The 21,873-nt window shown below is 44.1% G+C and carries 15 protein-coding genes; 7 read left to right on the forward strand and 8 right to left on the reverse strand.

The window, feature by feature from the left end; translation table 11 throughout:
• Positions 1–992: alpha-ketoacid dehydrogenase subunit beta (locus P8O70_18900; GenBank protein ID MDG2198908.1), on the reverse strand; the 992-nt coding region annotated here is incomplete at its 3' end.
• 32 nt (positions 993–1,024) lie between these two features.
• Positions 1,025–1,996 (reverse strand): thiamine pyrophosphate-dependent dehydrogenase E1 component subunit alpha, encoded by a 972-nt coding sequence (locus tag P8O70_18905; protein ID MDG2198909.1) that lies wholly within the window; start codon positions 1,994–1,996, stop codon positions 1,025–1,027.
• Between the two features lie 259 nt (positions 1,997–2,255).
• On the opposite strand from P8O70_18905, the gene P8O70_18910 reads away from it, so the two are divergent.
• Together P8O70_18910 and P8O70_18915 are read left to right on the forward strand one after the other, a co-directional pair.
• Positions 2,256–3,773, forward strand: coding sequence for an ATP-binding cassette domain-containing protein (locus P8O70_18910; protein MDG2198910.1), 1,518 nt, complete (start codon positions 2,256–2,258; stop codon positions 3,771–3,773).
• A 111-nt stretch (positions 3,774–3,884) separates the two neighbouring features.
• Positions 3,885–5,063, forward strand: coding sequence for an ATP-binding protein (locus tag P8O70_18915; GenBank protein MDG2198911.1), 1,179 nt, complete (start codon positions 3,885–3,887; stop codon positions 5,061–5,063).
• A gap of 55 nt (positions 5,064–5,118) precedes the next feature.
• Here P8O70_18915 and P8O70_18920 read toward each other — a convergent pair whose 3' ends face one another.
• Complete coding sequence (locus tag P8O70_18920) at positions 5,119–5,343, reverse strand: hypothetical protein (protein ID MDG2198912.1); 225 nt, start codon at positions 5,341–5,343, stop codon at positions 5,119–5,121.
• A 206-nt stretch (positions 5,344–5,549) separates the two neighbouring features.
• Between P8O70_18920 and P8O70_18925 the strand changes: the two genes are divergently transcribed.
• The 4 genes from P8O70_18925 to P8O70_18940 all read left to right on the forward strand — a co-directional run bounded on the left by P8O70_18925 (position 5,550) and on the right by P8O70_18940 (position 10,979).
• Positions 5,550–6,560: a glutathione S-transferase family protein gene (locus tag P8O70_18925; protein MDG2198913.1), complete on the forward strand. Its 1,011-nt coding sequence runs from the start codon at positions 5,550–5,552 to the stop codon at positions 6,558–6,560.
• Entirely contained in the window at positions 6,523–8,712 is a 2,190-nt protein-coding gene (locus P8O70_18930) for a hypothetical protein (protein MDG2198914.1), read from the forward strand. The genes P8O70_18925 and P8O70_18930 overlap by 38 nt, the downstream gene beginning before the upstream one ends.
• Before the next feature lie 140 nt (positions 8,713–8,852).
• Positions 8,853–9,635, forward strand: a complete 783-nt coding sequence (hyi, locus tag P8O70_18935; protein MDG2198915.1) for a hydroxypyruvate isomerase — start codon at positions 8,853–8,855, stop codon at positions 9,633–9,635.
• Between the two features lie 48 nt (positions 9,636–9,683).
• Positions 9,684–10,979, forward strand: coding sequence for a glycerate kinase (locus P8O70_18940; GenBank protein ID MDG2198916.1), 1,296 nt, complete (start codon positions 9,684–9,686; stop codon positions 10,977–10,979).
• Here P8O70_18940 and uvrA read toward each other — a convergent pair.
• The gene (gene uvrA, locus P8O70_18945; protein MDG2198917.1) at positions 10,966–16,608 is read right to left on the reverse strand and encodes an excinuclease ABC subunit UvrA; all 5,643 of its coding nucleotides are present in this window, start codon (positions 16,606–16,608) and stop codon (positions 10,966–10,968) included. The genes P8O70_18940 and uvrA overlap by 14 nt on opposite strands.
• Positions 16,609–17,448: 840 nt before the next feature.
• Between uvrA and P8O70_18950 the strand changes: the two genes are divergently transcribed.
• Positions 17,449–18,585 (forward strand): putative sulfate exporter family transporter, encoded by a 1,137-nt coding sequence (locus P8O70_18950; GenBank protein ID MDG2198918.1) that lies wholly within the window; start codon positions 17,449–17,451, stop codon positions 18,583–18,585.
• A 36-nt stretch (positions 18,586–18,621) separates the two neighbouring features.
• Here P8O70_18950 and P8O70_18955 read toward each other — a convergent pair whose 3' ends face one another.
• From P8O70_18955 to P8O70_18970, 4 genes are read right to left on the reverse strand one after another with little or no spacing between them, the layout of a single operon-like run.
• Positions 18,622–19,803, reverse strand: a complete 1,182-nt coding sequence (locus tag P8O70_18955; protein ID MDG2198919.1) for a UxaA family hydrolase — start codon at positions 19,801–19,803, stop codon at positions 18,622–18,624.
• Positions 19,804–19,815: 12 nt separating this feature from the next.
• Positions 19,816–20,106, reverse strand: coding sequence for a UxaA family hydrolase (locus tag P8O70_18960; GenBank protein MDG2198920.1), 291 nt, complete (start codon positions 20,104–20,106; stop codon positions 19,816–19,818).
• A 13-nt stretch (positions 20,107–20,119) separates the two neighbouring features.
• Complete coding sequence (locus P8O70_18965; GenBank protein MDG2198921.1) at positions 20,120–21,112, reverse strand: alcohol dehydrogenase catalytic domain-containing protein; 993 nt, start codon at positions 21,110–21,112, stop codon at positions 20,120–20,122.
• Positions 21,109–21,873 (reverse strand): SDR family oxidoreductase, encoded by a 765-nt coding sequence (locus P8O70_18970; GenBank protein ID MDG2198922.1) that lies wholly within the window; start codon positions 21,871–21,873, stop codon positions 21,109–21,111. The genes P8O70_18965 and P8O70_18970 overlap by 4 nt, the downstream gene beginning before the upstream one ends.

Below are 21,873 nucleotides of genomic sequence, written 5' to 3' on the forward strand. Positions count from 1 at the left end.
GCCCTGACAGCCTCAGCGATCTTTTCTGGACTTGGAATGTAGAGATCCTCCAATACATCCGAAAATGGCGGCGGACAGTGCGGTGCCGTCACCATCTTCACTGGACCCTTCAACGAACCAAAGGCCTGCTCCGTCACCTGAGCACTAATGTCCGCTGCCATGCTGCAGCGTGGGTTCGACTCATCCACCACCACCAAGCGACCCGTGTTCTCCACGCTCTCGATGATCGTCTCCAAATCCAACGGTGAGGTTGTCCTTGGATCAATCACCTCACACTGGATCCCTTCCTTGGCCAACGCCGATGCTGCTTCCATCGCCTTGTGAACCATCATCCCCATCGCCACTACCGTCACATCTCCCCCTTCCCGTACCACGTTGGCCTCATTGAACGGGATCGCATACGATCCCTCTGGTACATCTCCCTTGAGACCATAGAGCGACTTGTGCTCACAGAAAATCACCGGATCATTGTCCCGGATCGACTGGATCATCAACCCCTTGGCATCATACGGATTCGATGGAATCACCACCTTCAAACCAGGAATATGCGTGAAGACCGGATACAAGCACTGTGAGTGCTGAGAAGCTGCTCGTAAACCTGCCCCAATCATCGTACGTACCACTAGCGGCGTCTCCGCCTTGCCACCAAACATGTACTTGAACTTCGCTGCCTGGTTGAAGATCTGATCAAAACAAACCCCCATGAAGTCGATGAACATCAACTCCGCCACCGGGCGCATCCCACAGGCTGCCGCTCCCGCTGCTGCCCCAATGAAGGCCGACTCCGTGATCGGCGTGTCCATGATTCGATCCCCCACCTGGGCATGCAGACCCTTGGTCACCCCAAGCACCCCACCCCAGGCATCAATCTCTCCTTCGGCTCCCATCCCACCAACATTGTCCTCACCCATCGCAATCACCGTCTCATCGCGAGCCATCTCCTGGGCCAACGCCTCGTTGATTGCGTCCTTGAATGTTAACTCTCTGGCCATGTCTTGTTCTCCTTTGTGTTGCCGTTCATCGTTCAGGGATAGCTTACGTAGACGTCGGTCATCAGGTCGACCGAGGTCGGCTTCGCTGAAGACTTCGCATGCGCTACCGAGGCTTCAATCTCTGCAGCCACTTCCTTGTCGATGGCATCCAGCTGCGCCTGGGTCAATAGCCCCTGCTCGGTCACTCGCTTGCTGAAGAGCATCAGACAGTCCTTACTCTCCTTGACCTTCTTGACCTCATCCACCCCACGGTAGGTCTGGGCATCCCCTTCAAAGTGACCATAGTAGCGGTTGAGCTTGCACTCAATCAGCGTCGGACCTCCCCCTTCACGGGCCCGCTTGATCGCTTCACCAGCCACCTCATAGACTGCAAAAAAATCGTGACCATCGACCACAACCCCTGGCATCCCAAAGGCTGCCGCACGGTCAGCGATGTTCTCACAGGAGACGGACCACTTGCTGCCGGTTGACTCGGCATAGCCATTGTTCTCGGCCACAAAGATGCAGGGCAGGTTCCAGACAGTAGCCAGGTTCAGGGACTCCAGCGTTGTCCCCTGGTTGGAGCCACCATCGCCAACAAAGGCGATCGCTACCCCACCGTTCTTGCGGAACTTGGCAGCCAGGCCAGCACCACAGATCAGTGGAGGTCCTGCGCCAACGATCCCGTTGGCCCCCATCATCCCTTTCTCCAAGTCAGCAATGTGCATCGATCCACCCTTGCCAGCACAGGTGCCATTGCGGCGACCGTAGATCTCCGACATCATCCCTTTGATCTCTACCCCCTTGGCGATGCAGTGTCCGTGACCACGGTGGGTACTGGCGATGCGGTCTTCATCATTGAGGTGCATACAGAAGCCAACGGCAGAAGCCTCCTCGCCAGCGTAGAGGTGGACGAAGCCCGGGATCTCTCCCGTGGCAAACTCGTCGTGGACGCGGTCCTCAAAGACCCGGATTTGACGCATCTTTCGATACGCCTGCAGTAACTGTGTTTCGTTTAAGTTCATATCTTACCCCCTTGATGTTATTTGATGCCTACAGGTATCGGTGCAAAGTGAAGTGTTGAATTCATCAAGAACAAATATTAAAGATCTGATTGTCTGATAATATCAAATTTTCAAAAATATTTGCGTCCTGAAAAATTCGGCGTGATTATGGTGCAGGGCCTTGCCAAAAATCAACACTGAATTTTGAGTGCCAGGGATTTTTTTGCAATAACTAATTCAAACAGATTCTTGATTAATCTTCTTTGTGGAGTGTCTAAACATGCCTGATTTAGCAGAGGACAGCATCAATTGGTTTGAGATGAAAGGTATTGCTGTTCGACTACAGGGCAGAATTGTTTTGGAAAAAGTTGATTGGTCGTTTGAGAAAAAAGAGCACTGGGCAATCTTGGGTGGAAACGGGGCGGGAAAGTCTACAATCCTGCGGATTTTGGCGCAACAAATCTCCTATTGTAAGGGAACATTGCGCAGACATCCTGAATTGCAGGGAGTTACTCACCTCGGATGGGTTCACCTCAATCAACCTTTGAGACTACTTGCGCATGAGAAACTCAAGGATCGATGGGAAGAATATAGTGGTAAGGAGCAAAAGCAACAAACCATTCGAAGCATGTTCTCTGAGCATATGCTTGCTGAAAAGGAAAGTAAGGACTTGCTTCACCTTATGCAATTGGACTCAAAAATAGACCGTCCAATTCGTGGACTATCCAATGGGGAATGGCGGAAACTCTTACTCTTTCAATCCCTGATCCTATTACCAAAGCTATTGATGCTGGACGAACCATTTGATGGTTTGGACAAGAATTCAAGCAAGGATTTTAAATCATTGCTCAGAGAATTGGTTCAACACTCCAAATTATCACTTATTCTTGTTAGTCATCGTCAAGATGAGTTGATCCCAGAAATTACTGATGTGATGGGTTTGCGGAATGGGAAAATAGAATATTCAGGAAGGCGATCTTCTGTTCTTAATGAACCAAACTTGAAGAAACTTTACAGAAGTGAAACCAAGTCCACCAACACCAGGAAATTCCAAAGCGGAATTATTGTTTCTAAATTTAGAAATATTGAAGATTCCTCAATTTCACCCGTTAAAATGGAAAATGTTCATCTCTATTTTCAGAGTCACACTGTCTTTAAAGATTTTTCTTGGACATGGCCACCCGGAGAGCATTGGCAAGTTGCTGGACCAAATGGTTCGGGGAAGTCATCTCTTGTAAAGTTGATAGTAGGGGAGCACCTTCAGGCTTACAGCAACAAAGTTTGGATTTTTGGAAAACGTAGGGGTTCTGGGGAGAACATTTGGGATCTGCGCAAACGAATTGGGATGGTCACTCCCGAACTACAGATGAACTATCATAAAAAAATTACTGGCCGGAAAGTTGTTTATTCAGGTTTTAATGATTCAATTGGCTATTATGGAGCTATTTCGGAACAACAAAAAGAGACGGCTGAGAATTGGTTAAACCAATTTGATCTTTTCGAAATTGCGGAAAATTCCTTTTTGAACATGTCCTATGGCCAACAACGGTTGTTTTTATTGGCCCGTGCTATGGTCAAATCCCCAGAAATTCTATTACTTGATGAACCCTGCCAAGGACTTGATCCTTATCAAAGATCAGAATTAATTAATAATATCAATTTATTGGGTAAATCAAAGGCTACACAAATTCTTTACATCAGCCATCAGGTTGAGGACAAGTTAGACTGTATTGGCGCAACAATTTTTTTACCTGATGGAAGAATCGAAAGGAATTTGTCAGCTTTTCAGAAATTTTAGTTTCATAATAGTTACAAATTTATCTAATTTTGTCTTGACTGACAGCCAGGCTTGTTATTACAACTTTTTAAAAAAGAGACTTAATGATTTAAATTAGCCCTAATAATAAAAATGAATTCAAAAGTTGATCGCCCAGAAAACTTTGATGAGTCGGTCTCACATATTCCAATTGAAACTTGGTTTCAACTCTTACAAATGGGGAGTTGGAAATTAAACCTCCGCAACAAAAAACTCATTTGTTCCCTTGAAACTCTAGATCTCCTTGGCTTCCCGAAAAGTCATCAGATAACTTTGGACGTATGGCTGGGCCTTGTTCATTCAGACGACCTCCAGCGATTCAAGCAATTTATGAAACCGGAAGAAGGATCTTCAAAGAGAGAGTTGGATTTTCAGATTCATCATCCTAAGAAATCAATCATCTGGCTCCGTGCAGTTGCTGAATTGAGCTTCGATCTGGAAGCAAAACCCTTTGAATTCCTTGGGGTTGTTTCTGATATTACTGCTCAGAAAGAAAAGGTACTGAAAGCTACTGATTCACTGCGTGAAGAATTAACCCACGCACACAAGGCCATAAAATCATCAAACAGATTAGCAACGATTGGAGAAGCCAGTGCATCATTGGCGCACGAACTTAAGACACCATTGAGTGTTTTAATGACACAACTGCATAATCTGAACATCCAGCGTCAGCTTAACAGACTAGGAGAAAAAGAACTTGATGAGCATATTTTATCAATGACAACTGTCACTGAGGGATTACTCAATAGGTTAAGGCTGATGCAGGAAATGACTCATGTTGGAAAAACTGGATTGGGACCTTGTTGTGTGGGGGAAGTTCTGAAGGGTGTTAAATCTTTGATTGGACCTACCCTAGAAGACAGGGGATTCAAAATGATGGTAGATTTGCCCAAGCAGTTACCATTGATCAGGACAAACAGGAGCCAACTTGAGCAGGTCCTTCTAATTCTCTGCAACAATGCGGTTGACGCACTGAAGCATGCACCCAAGCCGTCTCTTGTATTGATTTTCTCTATGGAAGAACAATTCGCAAAAATAGAAGTCATAGATAATGGCCTTGGCATGAATGAAACCACCATATCCAATATTTTCAGCCCATTCTTTACAACAAAAAAACGAGGTCAAGGAACAGGACTCGGCCTTTCAATCGCCAAGAAAATCATAGAAGAACACAATGGACAAATATCTGTCAAAAGTTCACTTGGGTTGGGAACCACTTTCACGATCAGATTACGCTTAGCAGAAAAAATTTCTAGGAAAGTGGCCTGCTAACCATACCCCCCGGTTGAATCATCCTTTCTCTCAAAAATCCTCCACACACTGGTTTTCAGAACCATCGAAACATTCCAATTATTCCAGCTGAAGCGTAAAATAATTGGAGTATCAAGATCCCACGATGGCCTCCCCAATAAGCCCAGACGCCAATCAAGAATGAAGAAATCAACAACAATGCAAACCCAACGAATTCAGCACCAATATTCAAAGCCACCAAAAGCGAATACAAAATTGCGGTGATCACACCCAACCATTCGAAGAGTTTTGATCGATCCATGTTTTTAAATCTTAAATTTTTGTGATGACTTCCAGCAAACTTCTACAGGATTGATTCATTTAGATAGACCCCTACCGCTACAGATTTCTTCTAGGTAATCCTTTTTCCTGCCAAAGCACTTGCCCCAATAAAGCCAATCTGGCAACGTGAACTAATCGAGCTTAAACAGAGCAACTTACAATTTCCCAATCTAAAGCTAGGACAAAATGGGGCTGCTGATCAATGGACAATGGCATGACCAATGGTACGAAACAAAATCCAACAAGGGTCACTTTATTAGGGAGGATACCCAATTCCGAAACTGGGTTACCAGTGATGGAAGACCCAGTCCCAACAGAACAAAAGGTTTTCCAGCGCAGGCAGGAAGGTATCATCTTTACGTTTCAGGTGCATGTCCTTGGGCACATCGAACATTGATTTTTCGACAATTAAAACACCTAGAGAAATTGATTGGGGTTTCAGTGGTTCATCCACATATGCTTCAAAGTGGTTGGGAGTTTCGGAAAGCAGCTGAAGATTATAGATTTATGGATCATCTATATGGATTGCCTTGCTTGCACAGTCTATATACGAAATGTGATCCTGAATATACTGGGCGGGTGACAGTCCCAGTTTTATGGGATAAAGAGACCCAGCAGATTGTCAGCAACGAATCCTCTGAAATTATTCGAATGTTCAACTCTTCTTTCAATGAGTTGACAGGAAATCATGAGGACTACTACCCGATCGAGAATCAACAAGAAATCGATGAGTGGAATGATTTAATCTATAGAACTTTCAATAACGGAGTCTACAGGTGTGGATTTGCCACCACTCAGACTGCTTATGCAGAGTCCTTCGTTGAACTTTTTGAAACACTCGACCACATTGAAGAGCACTTGGCAGACAATACTTACCTTTGTGGAAGCAAACTAACTGAAGCTGACTGGCGCTTATTCCCTACACTGATCAGATTTGATCCTGTCTATCACGGCCATTTCAAATGCAACCAACGCAGGATAAAAGACTATCCACGTTTGTTTGGCTACACTCGAAGATTATTACATTATCCTGGAATTCTTGAGACAGTAGACCTCTGGCAAATTCAACAACACTATTACTTCAGTCATGAAACAATAAATCCCAGTCGAGTAGTACCGCTCGGTCCAGATATGCAAGCCTATGCTAAGCCCACAGTAGATGAGTCTGCAGCTTCAGAAGAAAACCCTAGCCAGTAATCTCTGCAAAATGACGAATCAATTTAATTTATTGAAAAAAATCTTAAATTCTGTGACCCCTTCGATCGCGATTGCTTGTGTCATAGCAACCATCTTTGCTGAAGAAAATGTATTTGCTCAGTCAACCGACTGCGACTTCCGCCAATCACAACTGCAGCAATCGATGCCTCCAAGGGGAAAACGTTTGGTGTTAAATGCCTTGGAAGAGTGGCCACAGGAAATAGCGGGAAGAGGTACCGATACTGAGGAGGCAATTCGAAGGGCACAGGAACGAATTGCTGAAGCTATTTTTCTCAGAGTCGAGTCAATCACTAGCAATCAGATGAAACTGAAAGTCAACGATGGTGATGAGAATTTCATAGAAGAATCGACTCAACGAATCCGCACCTCTAGTAGAATCGATATACCACTACCACCACCAGAGATCTTACGTTGCACTGATGAAACAATTTTAGTGATCTACCCACTGACGATTGGCCAGTTAGCCGAGCCTTCGGTTCAATACTCAAAGGATGTAGCAGCTTTAATGGATGAAGCTTCCAAAGCATCATCTGGCCAAACCCTACTTGAAAGATTATTTGGCCAATCTGGTCCTGATGCAGTCGATTTCAGCCGACTCTTAAGAGCATATCGTAGCGCATTGCTGGTTGAACAGCGATCACGATATAGTGATGCTGCGCTGCAGCTAGCAAAATTAAAAAGCATACCCGCCAGCAGTGAAATTCGCAGTGAATTGGATCCGCTACTTTCAAAATTGAATCTAACCTACAGACCTAATCCAGTTCGCTTAATTCCAGCCTCCAGTAATGCAAGTTATCGCTTTGAGAGCCCTCTGCAATTAGATTTAACCTTCAAAGAGGAACCGCTTCCCGATGTTCCTTTGAGACTCAGATTCACATCCAGAAAAAGAGAGCTTGAACAACTGAACACTATTTCAACAAGTGGAAATCTTCGCTTGAGTGAGATTCCTATTCAGGTAACTCAAGGTGGAAAGGGACTTAAGCAACAATCCCAATTGGATGAAACCTGCCCATCTACGTTGAATGTCCAATTGGATTTGGGACCCGAGGCCCAAACACCGCTAGAGTTGGCAAACATTGAACTAGATTGCGTTCCCTTATCTAAGCTGGAATTCAATAAATCAGCTCGGATCAATACTATGGATGCATGGAAGAATTACCTAGAGCGTTTTCCTGATTCTCCTCAACAGATTGAAGCAGTTCAAGGGTTGGCTAAAATCCAGCTAATCTTAGTAGAAGATCAATTAGCAGAGAAGGAGTTCAAGAAAAGAGAGTTGATGGCACTCCGTGAGTATCAGATGGTTGCAACTTTAAACGAACAAGTCGAAGAAACCATTAACCGTCTGAGTAGAGAAATTGAGGAACTAACAGCAATTCTTTTGGACGACCCTTTGGCTGAGGACATATTTGTATTGGAAATGAGAAGCGTGGCTAATCCGCGTTTTTACATTCATCCTGAATTACGAATTGCAACAGACGAAGGTCGTGAAGAGCGCTTCAGTCTGAGGCGTCTGGTCTTGGGAATGGGCCAAGAAGAGGGAGCATTTGGGGGCCTCATTGACCTTCGTTATGACCCATCATGGAAGCAGCCAGTCAGGGAGCTTCAATTCAGTGGCCAATTTAGGGCATGGGGAAACCGAAGTACTCCATTGGCCCTAGCCCTTGGGGGAACTTACCTGAGCTATGCCGAAGACTATGAACTCCTTAGCGAAGGTCCCTACAAAGGAGTTGAAAAAGATGGTGAAAGTAAATTTTCACCAATCGTTGATGAATGGGAGATCTACGCAGTTGGAATTGTAAAATTTCCCAGCAGAAATAGTTTCATCCATGTTTTTCTGGGTTCAACACAAATTCAGGGAGCATTTCAGTATTTCCTGAAAGCTCCAAGCTTTGCGCTAATCTCGGAAGCTAAGTGGAGATACAAGGATTACAAGATTGATCCTCGTCCCACTGACTCAACTGTCAACAACGATTTAAAGGAGCGCGAAAAACAGGTTGAGCTCCAACAACGTGATTTTCGTTTTGGCTTCAAGTTTGGCAATACCATCGCTAACCGAGTCAATGTACAAACTCGTGTCTGGTACAGCACCCAAGAAGAAAAACTTTTGCTTGGCATTGGATCAAGTTTCTAAAATCAGAATATGTGACGGTCAGTGGGATCAAAAAGATAATTTCAATTCTGGGAAATCGAGGATCGATACCTTTAAAAACCTGAATAATTGATCCTGAAAATTAAATCGGTCTATCAATCATAATTTTATACAGAATCTCTATGCCCCGCTTTAATGCTAATTTGTCAATGATGTTCCATGAACATGATTTTCTTGATCGTTTTGGAGCTGCAGCAAACGCAGGTTTCCAGGGAGTTGAGTTCCTCTTTCCCTACGCATATTCACCTTCTGATCTAAAAGAAGCCCTTGAAGCGAATCAATTAACTCAAGTGCTCTTTAATCTTCCTCCAGGAGATTGGGAGAAAGGGGAGAGAGGAATGTGTTGTCACCCAAATCGTCAAAACGAATTTCGTGAAAGTGTTGAGATCGCTCTTGAATACGCTAAAGGTCTTGGATGCCAGCAAATTCATGCTATGGCTGGTATCAAGCCAGAAGATGTTCCTTGGGAAGCTCTTTTAGAAACCTATGCAGAAAATCTCAAATACGCTTCTCAACTTTGTGAACAAAAGAATGTTAGATTGCTGATTGAAGCAATCAATTCTCGAGACATGCCTGGATATTTCTTGAACAAATCTGCTCAAGCAATCTCAGTGATTGAGAAAGTGGCATCTGCGAATCTTTGGTTTCAGTATGATATTTACCACATGCAAATCATGGAAGGAGATTTATCACCCACAATCACTGAACTCCTTCCCAGGATCGCTCACTTTCAAATTGCTGATACTCCAGGGCGTCATGAACCAGGCACTGGTGAGATCAACTACCCATTCCTCTTTTCAAAACTTGATGAACTGGGATATGAAGGTTGGGTTGGTTGCGAATATAGGCCGATCTCGGGAACTCTTGAGGGACTGAGTTGGGCATCATGTTGGTTAAGCAAATGAATAATTTCAAAGATCACACTGATTCCTTGATCTTCCACGAGATGAAAAATGAGTTCCCTTCCTAAGATTCTTGATCAAACGTTACGGGCAGCTCTTCAACGCTCTCAACCCAAAATTTGCCTACCAGAGTACTTAAAAGAAATTCAAGAAACAGAAAAATTGCCAGAGCGGATCATAGTTTTGGGAGCCGGAAAGGCATCAGCCGAGATGGCCAATTCGTTAGAAGATCATTGGCAGGGGAAAGATTGGGGAGCAAAATTGTGTGGTCTGGTGCTGACACGCTATGGCTATGGAGTACCCTGTAAATCCATTGAAATTGTCGAAGCAGATCATCCAGTACCTGACGAAATTGGCCTAATCACGGCTCAAAGAATTCTGAATCTAGCTGAATCTGCTACTGATCAAGATTTGGTAATCTGTCTGATTTCTGGTGGTGGTTCTGCTTTGTTGGCTCTACCTGGTAAGGGTCTTACCCTTCAAGACAAGCAAGCACTCAACAGATCTCTTCTCAATTCTGGGGCTACGATTGGAGAAATGAATTGCGTACGCAAACATCTTTCTGCAATCAAAGGTGGGCGTCTCGCTCAAGCAGTTCAACCAGCAAGACTCTGGACTCTAGCAATCTCAGATGTTCCCGGAGACGATCTCTCTGTAATTGCTTCTGGCCCGACTGTTCCAGACCCTACTACTTTTTCAGATGCGCTAGAGATTTTAAGAAGGTATCAAATACAACCGACCCCAGCGATTCAAGCACTTTTAGAAGCAGCTGAGGAAGAAACTCCAAAACCTGGGGAAGACATTTTTTCAAGAAATCAAGTAAGGTTGGTTGCCACCCCGCAATTGATGCTCGAAGCTGCTGCAAAAGAAGCTGAGCAGCTTGGGATTACACCAATCATCCTAAGCGATCGTATTGAGGGTGAAGCCAGGGAGGTAGCCAAGGTTCATGCAGCGATTGCCAAGCAGATCAAGCATCGACATCAACCAATCAACTCCCCAGCATTGATTTTGTCTGGGGGTGAAACCACTGTGACGGTTCGCGGTAAAGGTAAGGGAGGTAGGAATACGGAGTTTATCTTGTCTTTGCTTGAAGCCTTGCAGGGCGAAGAGAGAATTTCAGCAATTTCTGTCGACACTGACGGTATTGATGGCACAGAGGACAACGCTGGTGCTTGGATAGATCAGAACAGCTTTCTAAAAGCAAAACAGTTGAACCTCAAACCAAATGATTTCCTCGCTAATAATGATACCTACAGTTTCTTTCAGCAATTGGAGCAACTTGTATTGACTGGTCCAACCATGACAAATGTGAATGACTTTCGGGCTATCTTCGTTAGTCAGCCGTAAGTCCTGAATTCCATGATGGTTGCTGCTGAGGAATCAAAATATTTTTTGATGAACTGGTTTTGGTGCGTTTCCCTTCAAACATCTGGTTTTTAAGAACAGGCCAAAGTGCTCTTCCAGTATGACTCGCTTCACAAGCCATGACTTGTTCAGGGGTTCCAGTGACGACTACCTCTCCTCCGTGAATACCCCCTTCTGGTCCAAGATCAATAACCCAATCAGCTGATTTGATGACTTCCAAATTGTGCTCAATGATCACCATTGTTCCCCCATCATCCACAATTCTATGCAGTACTTCTAATAAACGCCTCACATCATCAATGTGCAGACCCGTGGTTGGTTCATCAAGAATATAAAGTGTTTCTCCTTTTGATCTGCGAGAGAGTTCAGCCGAGAGCTTCAGCCGCTGTGCTTCCCCTCCTGACAGAGTATTCCCTGCCTGACCCAACTTCATATAGCCAAGGCCCACATCTCTCATGGTCTGCAGAATTCTTAAAATCTTGTGCTGAGCTGCAAACAGTTGACAAGCCTGTTCAATTTCAAGGTTGAGTACATCTGCGATTGTGTGTCCCTTGTACTCTACACTCAAAGTTTCTCGATTGTATCTCTTGCCCTGACATTGATCACAAGTTACCCAAACATCGGAGAGAAAGTGCATTTCAATCAGATGATATCCCAGACCATCGCAGGCCGCACATCTTCCTTCGACAGAATTAAAAGAAAAACGCCTAGGAGCAAATCCTCTTTGCCTTGCTGCAGGAAGTTTTGAAAAAAGATCCCGGATTGGTGACAGTGCGCCTGTATACGTTGAGGGATTACTTCTGGGTGTACGCCCTATCGGCTCTTGATCAATGATTCTGAGATATTTTAATTGCTCTAGTCCCTTGATCGTCTTGTGTTCTCCGATTTCACCAACATACCCAGAAAGCTTCTTTGCGACAGCTTTCTGCAGGACATCAATGATCAGAGAAGATTTGCCTGAACCACTCACGCCAGTCACAACAGTCAGACAACCCTTTGGGATGTCAACGGAAATGTCCTTGAGGTTATTTACCTTGGCGTTTGAGATCGTGATCTGTCGTGCTGGATTGGGAAGTCTCCTGTGTGGGATCAGAATTCTTTGTCGATGACTCAAGTATTGCCCTGTGAGGGATTCTGAATCCAAGGCTAGGTCTCCTGGTGTTCCAGATGCGATGATTTTTCCACCATAGTGTCCAGCCCCTGGACCAATATCAATCAGATGATCCGCACGATTGATAACATCAAGATCATGTTCAACTAGCAGGACCGTGTTTCCAAGGTCACGTAGCTGTAGCAAAGTTTTCAATAATCGCTCGGTATCTCTCGGGTGTAGGCCAATGGTAGGTTCATCCAAGACATACAGCACCCCGGTCAACCCTGAGCCGATTTGAGATGCCAGACGAATGCGTTGAGCCTCGCCACCTGAGAGCGTGTTGGATCGCTGATCTAATGTGAGGTATCCAAGACCTACATTGTGAAGGAATTTCAAACGACTGAGGATTTCATGAAGCGCTTGTTCAGCGATCGCCTGTTCGGTTGCGCTGAGTTCCCAAGTACTCACTTCTCGCAGGGCCTCGTCTACTCGCAATCTGCACAACTGGAGGATATTCCTCTGTCGAATGAGAACAGATCGATACTCGGGCTTTAACCTTTCACCATCACATGTTTTACAAGCACGAAAAACTAGTGAATCCAAATCTGTGTCTTCATCAAAATCCAAATTTCCAGTCAGTTCAATTTCACCAAGTCCATCACAATCTGGACATGCTCCAACGTGAGAATTGAAGGAAAACATTCTTGGGTTGAGTTCTTGAGTCAAGTAGTAGTCGCTTTGAACATTGCCCGGGACTTCAGAAAACCAGATCATCTTTTGGTCGTCCGGACGACGAGCGCAGAACAAGCCAATTCCCTGTTCGTAAGCGATGCTAGCGCTTTCAGCTAATCTTTGCTGTTCATCGACACTCACTCTGATCCTATCCACAACCAACCAAACCGCTACGGACTTGGTAAGTTTAAGTTTTTTTGATTCGGACTCCCAATCATCAAACAAAATTAATTTATCCCCCACGTAAACTCTCAGGAATCCAGATTGTTGAAGCGCTGCCTGATGTTCTGGAAATTCCTTTGGATGTTTTAGTAAGGTGGGATGCTTGGAATCAGACCTAAACAATGGAGCCAGAATTTCAAGCCGATCTCCATCATAATGATCTATAAGGAATCTGGCAGCCCGAGTTGCCGTGAAGCTTTTCAGAGGCAACCCTGTCTTTGGGCAATGAGCAACTCCAATTCTTGCGTATAAAAGACGGAGATAGTCAAAAATCTCCGTGGTGGTTGCAACAATGGAGCGGGGATTACGACTGGAAGCTTTCTGATTAATCGCAATCGCTGGAGCAAGTCCATCAATGCTATCAACAGGGGCCTTGTCCATTCTGCCGAGAAACCTTCTTGCATAAGTGGAGAGGGATTCAACATATCGAGCCTGCCCCTCCGCGAAGATGGTATCAAAAGCAAGGGAAGTCTTACCCGATCCGCTGACCCCTGTAATGACCGTAAACTGATGCTTTGGGATTTCAACATCCACATGGCGCAGGTTGTTTTTGCTGGCACCCCGAACAACTAGATCTCGCTCTTTTTTTTCGCTCCGAAAACCATTTATTGCATTGTGTTCGTTGACTTCCTCAGCTCTAGGAGATTCTTCACTTAACTGCGTCTCCAATAGTGGTTTTAAGAATCCGCCTGTTAAAGTATTTAATTCAGCCAATTCCTCTGGGGTACCATTGCCCACCAATTTACCACCAAATTTGCCCCCACCTGGTCCCAATTCAATGACTTGATCGGCAAAGCGCAAAACATCGAGATTGTGTTCAATGACCAGCACACTATTACCCTGTTCAGCCAAGCGATCCAAAGTCTGTAGCAGCGTGCGAATGTCTTGAAAGTGAAGTCCTGTCGTAGGTTCATCAAAGAGATACAGTGTCCGACCTGTGGATTTTTTTCGTAATTCTGAAGCTAACTTTACACGTTGAGCCTCACCCCCACTGAGGGTCGTAGATGGCTGCCCAAGCTTGACATACCCCAAGCCGACATCCAGCAGAGTCTGAAGGATGTGAAGGATTTTTGGTTGGTTTTCAAAAAGTTCAGCAGCTTCTGAGATTGTCAGTTCAAGAATTTCAAAGATCGTTTTGTGCTTGTAACGGATCTGTAGAGTTTCGGCATTGAATCGCTTGCCATCACAGGTTTCACAGGGAATTTGGACATCACTCAGAAACTGCATTTCAATGGTTTTCAACCCAGCCCCCTTGCAGTCTTCGCATCGCCCTCCTTTGACGTTGAAGGAAAATCTCCCCTTGTTGTATCCACGAATCCTTGACTCTGGAAGCATGGTGAAGAGATCACGAATCAGGTCAAAAACTTTGGTGTAGGTAGCCGGATTACTTCTTGGAGTTCGACCAATGGGGGACTGATTGATTTCAATCAGTCGATCCAGATGTTCCAGACCAGTAACATGATCCCACTTCCCTTTGATTTCTTTTGATGTTTCCTCCTCGGTCGGTTCATTAGAGTCATCTTTTCCGTTTCCTTGCAGATGTTGCAATAAGGCTGGCCTCAGGATTCCATGCACTAGGCTCGATTTTCCGGAGCCACTGACTCCCGCCAAAACAACAAATAGTCCCAGGGGAATTTCGACATCCAAGCCCAACAGATTATGCAAACGGGCATTTCTAATTGATAAACATCTTCCATCTGGAGTTCTTCGTTCAGTAGGAACTGGCATTTTTTCTTTTCCTACTAAGAACTGGGCTGTAACAGATTCAGGAGAGTCCAGAATCTCTTGAAAGCCACCTTGCGCAGTAATGTTTCCCCCATCTCGACCCGCTGTTGGTCCGATATCTATAATATGATCAGCAGCACGGATGGTTTCTTCATCATGTTCCACCACAAAAACCGTGTTTCCACGGTCTCGTAGCATTTCCAAAGTTTTGATCAATCTCTGATTGTCACTTTGATGCAGACCGATACTTGGTTCATCGAGGACGTAGAGCACTCCCTGAAGACCAGAACCAAGTTGACTTGCTAAGCGAATACGCTGGCCTTCGCCTCCAGAAAGCGTAGCAGCTGAACGTTGAAGGCTGAGGTAGCCGAGTCCCACCTCACTTAAGAAAGAAAGGCGCGCACGAATTTCCCGAAAAAGATCCCGACCAATCAATTCCTCTCTGTAGGTTAGTTCCAAACCTTCAAAAAAAGTGAGCGCTTCAGTGACTGAACAATCACCTAGGTCAACAATGTTTTGATCTCGGAAAGTTACAGCCCTTGCCATAGCATTCAGTCGGCTTCCACTACAATCCGGGCAAACAGCCCGCATTTGAAAGCGCTCCAAGGGTCCTTTTGCAAACCTGTAAACAAATTCCAAAATCGGAATCACACCAGCCCATTTACCTGCTTTGATTTGTTTCTTTAGATGGGAGGGGAATCGAAATACGTTGCCCACATAGAGAGAAACTTGTGCATTTCCTTTGAGAAACTGCTCTCTCTGCTGCTCAGGTAGTTCACCCCAAGATGAATTCAGATCGAGACCGAGCATCTTGGCCGCTGCATGTAGGTGGGATTTGTCAATTTTTGTGAAATGAATATTCCCGTTAGCAGTCACACATTGGACCGCACCATCTGTAAGAGTTTTTTCTGAATCACAGAGTCTGTCTTCAAGAAACTGTCGGGTCTCACCTAAGCCATTGCAGGTTGGACACGCGCCTTGGGGAGCATTGAAAGAGAAAAGTCGTGGTTCCTGTTCCGGTAGTGAAATCTGGCAGGTTGGACACGCACTCAATTGACTGAAGAGATGATCTTCTCCCTCGAAGTTCAGAATGACTAAGCCCTCACTCATTTTCAGCGCTTTTTCAATGCCTTCTGTTAGGCGACTTTTTTCATCTAAGCTTAAGACAAGTCGGTCGAGAACCAGCTCAATACTGTGTTTTTCATATCTTTTAAGTTCAATTTCCTCGTCAAGCCTACGAATCTCTCCATCAATCCGGGCCCTGACAAATCCATCTTGTACCCACTGTTGAATTTCCTTTCGATACTCTCCTTTTCGCTCTCGAACCATCGGAGCTAAAAGCGAGCAAGCCTCATCAAGAGCTACTGCATAAGCATGATCCGTAATCTGTTCTGGGGTTTGACTGGAAATTGGCGTTTTGCATTCAGGACAATGTGGTTGCCCTAAACGAGCAAAAAGTAGTCGAAGATGGTCATAGATTTCAGTTACCGTTCCAACTGTCGAGCGTGGATTTCGGTTAACAGTTTTCTGATCAACTGAGATGGTTGGACTCAAGCCTTCAATATGTTCAACCTTGGGTTTTTCCAACTGGCCCAGAAATTGTCGAGCATAAGCTGATAGTGATTCAACAAATCTTCTTTGTCCTTCTTGAAAAATTGTGTCAAAAGCAAGTGATGATTTACCAGAACCACTCACACCCGTAAAAACGGTCAAAGTGTCTTTTGGAATATCAAGACTCAGATTCTTCAGATTGTGTTCACAAGCACCGGTTACCCGAATCATGTCATTTATTTTACTACTATGTTCAGAATTTAAATTGCTGTTTGGCTCTTCGGACATCAGGTGCTTTTTGGTGGGTATTGAAGGGAAAATAAAATTTCATTCCCAACAGTTTCAAATCTTTAGCTTACCTCTGCAAGTATTTCCTCAATTGGAATTTTGAAATAGCCTTCTACATGGGGAAAATACTGAATTGTTAGAGTTTTGTTAGACAATTGAAATGTGATCTAGGCTACTGTATTTCAAGAGTATCAACTTTTTTTGAAAAAATTGATGATTCGATAATCACTTTGGAGCACCCCAATGATGAAAAAACTTCTCTACGGCAGCGCTGTGTTCAGCATAGTAATGTCCACAGTTGGTTGTACACAATAGGCCGCTCAACCTAGGCAGACGTCATTAGATGATTTTTGCAAACAGTTTCCTTTGTCACCAAGTTTTCCAGATGGAAAAAATGCAATCGCTAAGCAGGATACCTTTTGCGCAGAATTTCCATTATGAGTGACCAGTCCAGAAGGAAGAGCATCCATTCAGGAACAAAACGCATTCTGCTTACAGTTCCCAATGTCCGAAAGTTGCCCAGAGGGAAAATAAGTGATTGAGAAAAAGACAAAATGGTGTGCTGATTTTCCAACCTCCGCTGTTTGCAGTTGAGTACCAACCCGTAAATTTTTGCCTAAGTCAATCAAATTGAATTAGGCAAACTTCTCCTAAATTAATTCCCTGAATTCTAGTTTTCTTGGTACCAGTTCGCCTTAAGTAATCAAATCTCTCAGTCCTTTCTAGTTTTAAAGAAAACCTCAGAAACTATTTTCTATTCTCCTTGAATATTTTGTCTTTTACTTTAAAAATTAGGTTTTAAATCTAGCTTTTTTCTATTTTATTAAAGGATATGTGAACGTGGCATCAATAAAATCTGCAGACTCAAATTTTTCATCAAAAATTAAAGAATTAAAAGAAATTTTACCAGGTTTTCTACTTGCTGTTTTAGTTGGTTACTTCAGTTTCCTTCTCAGTGAAATAATTGGTGAAAATATTTTGAGTTTTGAGAAATCACCCATCTCTCCAGTAATGCTCGCAATCATCATTGGAATTTTAGCCAGCAATCTAATCTCAATTCCAAAATCATGTGATTCAGGGTTGATATTTTCTGGAAAAAAAGTGTTAAGTTTTGGGATTGTCCTTCTTGGATTTCAATTGAGTCTTCCTAATATTTTTGACTCTGGCTTAGAGGCTATCCCAGTTGTTTTAGGTTGCATTATCACCGGGATCATTTTTACGATTTTCCTATCTAGGATGCTTGGTCTTCCAAGGAATCTGGGGATTTTGATAGCGGTAGGTACTTCAATCTGCGGAGTTACTGCGATTGTGGCAACTGGTCCAATCATTCGGGCCAAGAAGGAAGAGATTGCTTATGCTGTTTCAGTGATTACAGTCTTTGGGATATTAGCCACTATTGGGTATCCGTATTTAGCAAATCATCTTTTTGAAAATGATCCCACGAAAGTTGGTTACTTCTTGGGTACAGCTGTTCATGACACATCACAAGTGACTGGTTCAGCCTTACTTTATGCTGATCTTTTTAATCAACCTCTAGCTTTAGAAATTGCTGTCATCACAAAATTATTCAGAAATATATGCATGATTTTTGTCTTACCTTTAATTGCATATTTCTCTTCAGTTTATGGAAATAATTTTGAGTATGAATATACAACTGAATCACAACCAAAACTCAAACTTCAAAGGTATTTTCCTCTATTTATAATTTGGTTTTTATTGATGGCAGGTGTTAGGTCACTAGGAGATTTTAGTTTAGAATCTACTGAGAAAGTTGTTGGAGTGATTTCTAAAGAAAATTGGAAGGGATTTGGTGAGATTCTTAAGTCGTTTACAGTTCAGGTATTAGTTATTGCCTTGGCTGCAATTGGATTGAATACCAGATTTGCAAATCTTAAAGAGTTGGGTTTAAAACCTTTTGCAGTTGGTTGCTTTGCTGCTTCAACAGTTGGGCTAGTGAGCTATCTCTTGGTTGGGTGATCAACACTTAATATTGATTGATCACCCAATCATCATTTACGCACTTCGATAAAGCTTTGTCATTGAAAATTCTCGATGTCCAAGTGCTTCTGCTGCTGTGTTTCTACCATTTGCAGTTCGGCAGATCATTTCGATCAAAACGTCACCCGCCTGATCAATTGTCATTTCCCTTCTTAGAATTCCTGAAACATCGACATCAATGTGTTCACTCATTGTCCGGATAGTTCTCGGATTCGCTGTAATTTTTATCACAGGCACGATTGGGTGGCCAATCACGTTACCTTGCCCAGTTGGGAAGGTGTGGATCACAAATCCACCAGCCGCCATGATCGTCACACACTCAGCGGCAGCGGATGAAGAATCCATAAAGTAAAGCCCCTCACCTGAGTTTGGTGTCTCAGCAGGTCCAAGAATTTCCTTATACATTGAAGTACGTCCAATTTTCTCAAGATTTCCGAGAGCTTTTTCTTCAATCGTAGTAAGACCACCTGCGATATTGCCTTTAGTTGGCTGGCTATCAGAAAGATCATCGGTTTGATGTGCAAAGATCACTTCGTCTTGGTATGCTTTCCACATCTTATACCAGCGATCTCCAACTTCTTCATTGACTGCACGCCGCCGGCAGATGTGCTCAGCTCCGGTAATCTCAGAGGTTTCACCGAAGCAACCAGTTATTCCAACAGGTAGCAGCTTGTCATACATGTTTCCTACAGTGGGATTAGCACCCAACCCAGTTGTCGTGTCGCTTTCGCCACATTTTGTTGAGATCCACAACTCAGAAATATCACATTCCTCCCGTTGAATTTCTGTAGCATAATGTACCATTTCTTTAGCAGCACGGCTTGCATTCATAATGGTTTTCAAATCACCATTTTGCTCTATAGAGAACCCTTCTACTGGTTTTCCTGTTGTGGCAATTCCATCTACCACTCTTTGAGTCCAACCCGGCTCAATCCCTATGACTACACAAGCAGCAATGTTAGGGTTTGATCCAGTTCCAATGATTGTTTTGAAGTGTAGCTCAAGATCTTCTCCGAACTGGAGTCGACCATATGCATGAGGTATCGCTATTGTCCCCTTGATGTTATTTGCAACGGCCTCACAAGCTGCGTTGGAAATATCATCCAAAGGAAGAATAAGCACATGGTTTCTGACGCCAACCCTGCCGTTTTCACGGCGATAGCCAATTATTTTCCTGCCTTCATAACCTAATGACATGTTCAATTCTCCCTACCAGCGCTTGGTTTTGCAATTGTGCGTGTGAACATGGTCGCCTTGAGCAACGTCAGTCACGATTTTACCAATGTCTTCCCCATATTTAGTTGCAGTTTCGCCACTCTTCAGATCCAAGAGCGCGATTTTATGACCAATTGGGACGTCCATCTTAGAGGTCAAGCGAAAGGTGGAATTATCTTCTGTAATGCAACAAAGCATGTCGGTATTGGCTTCCAAGTTCTCAACTACAACCACACCAACATTGTCTCTGCGGTTATGCACCAACAAATGTGGAATTTCAGCCACGGATTACTCCTTTCTAGTTAGGTTTTAAAATGGTTTTTGGAGCAGCAATGCTCCCGGATCGAATTTCTTCAAAAGCCTGCTGTCCCTCCCAAAGAGGACGTTGGATAGCCCAATTCAGAGAGCCCAGCCTACCACCAAACATTGCTTGAGCAGCCTCTCTGAAGTCTTGGTGGGTGTAAGTGTAACTGCCAATGAAAGTGATTTCTTGAAGCGTTAGTCGGCGAATATCTAATCCTCCCTTGGCTGATCCTAAACCAATGTGAACGATAGTCCCACCTGGTTGGACTTTCGCTGATGCCAGTTCACGGCTTGACTCAAAGCCCGCTCCGTCAATGATCACGTCAAAATATGTATTTACATCCAGTTCATCTGAATGAACCATCTGAAGTCCACATTTTTCAGTGAGATAATTTCTGCGAATCTCATTGGGTTCACAAACTACAACATCTGAAATTCCAAGTGCTTTTAGACTCAAGGCGCTACTGACTCCGATTGATCCCCCTCCAATCACAAGCGCATTAGCTGAACCCAAATCGATTGAAATACTTCTTTGGCTTAATTTTGCAGCGTGCCAGCCACAAGCGATGGGTTCTGCCAGAGCAGCCTGATTTAGATCAATTTGATCAGGGACTGCAACCAAATTGATCTGAGGAATGGCTACAAGTTCTGCAAACGCGCCTTGTCGGGGTTGCATCGAAATGATCTGTCGACTTGGACAAATATTATCCTGACCACGTTGACAAGCTTTGCATTTTCCACACGTGGCAAGCGGGTTAAAAGTCACACGTTTGCCTTCCATTTCCCCCTGCACTACAATCCCAGCAGCCTCATGACCCAGGATAAGTGGGGCTGGTCTTCTTTCATCATGACCTAGAAATGCGTGCATGTCTGAACCACAAATCCCCACACTATCCACTCGAACAAGCGCTTCTTCTGGTCGCGGTTCTGGATCCGATGCGTCCGTGTAGATCACCTTTTCAGGACCAGTGTAAATCAAAGCTTTCATTTTGCGGTAAATCCTCCATCTACCATTAGAATTTGGCCAGTTACGTATCGAGAGGCTTCCGAACAAAAGAATAACAGTGGGCCATCTAAATCTTCCAAGTTGCCGTTTCGTCCAATGCACGTCTGCTTTGCGTTTCTTGATGATCTTTCTGAATCTTCAAAAACCACCTTGGTCAGTTCAGTAAGAAAAAAACCGGGGCCGATTGCATTGACATTGATTCCATCTCTGGACCAGGCTTCTGCCATTGCACGCGTCAATTGCCCAACCCCCCCCTTTGAAGTACCGTAGGCAATCCCTGCTGGGAAGGCTCTGGTGGTCTGTAGGGAAGCAAAATTAACGATTCTACCCCAACCTTTCTGCTTCATAGATTCAACAAACAATTCACTCAGGAAAAAAGGCAGAGAGAGGTTTAACCAAAGGGTTAACTCCCATTGATCTGAAGTGACTTGGTCTGCAGTCTGACGCGGATTTATTCCGGCTGCATGGACCAAAATGTCTGGACTTCCATAAGATTTGGTAATTTCCTCAGCAAGTGCGGGTAATTTCGTTCTATCTGATAAATCATGAACGATATATCCAGTTTTTGGTCCAGCTAAACTTTGCCAATCTCGTAACTCTGCTTCTCTTCGAGCCACTCCAATTACAGTTGCTCCAGCTTGTGCTAACACTGTAGCTGCCCGCTTGCCTAAACCTGAACTGGCACCTGTCACACAAGCAACCTTACCCGACACATCGAAAAGCTGACTAGCAATCCCACCCAT

Source organism: SAR324 cluster bacterium (assembly GCA_029245725.1).
Classification (GTDB): domain Bacteria; phylum SAR324; class SAR324; order SAR324; family NAC60-12; genus JCVI-SCAAA005.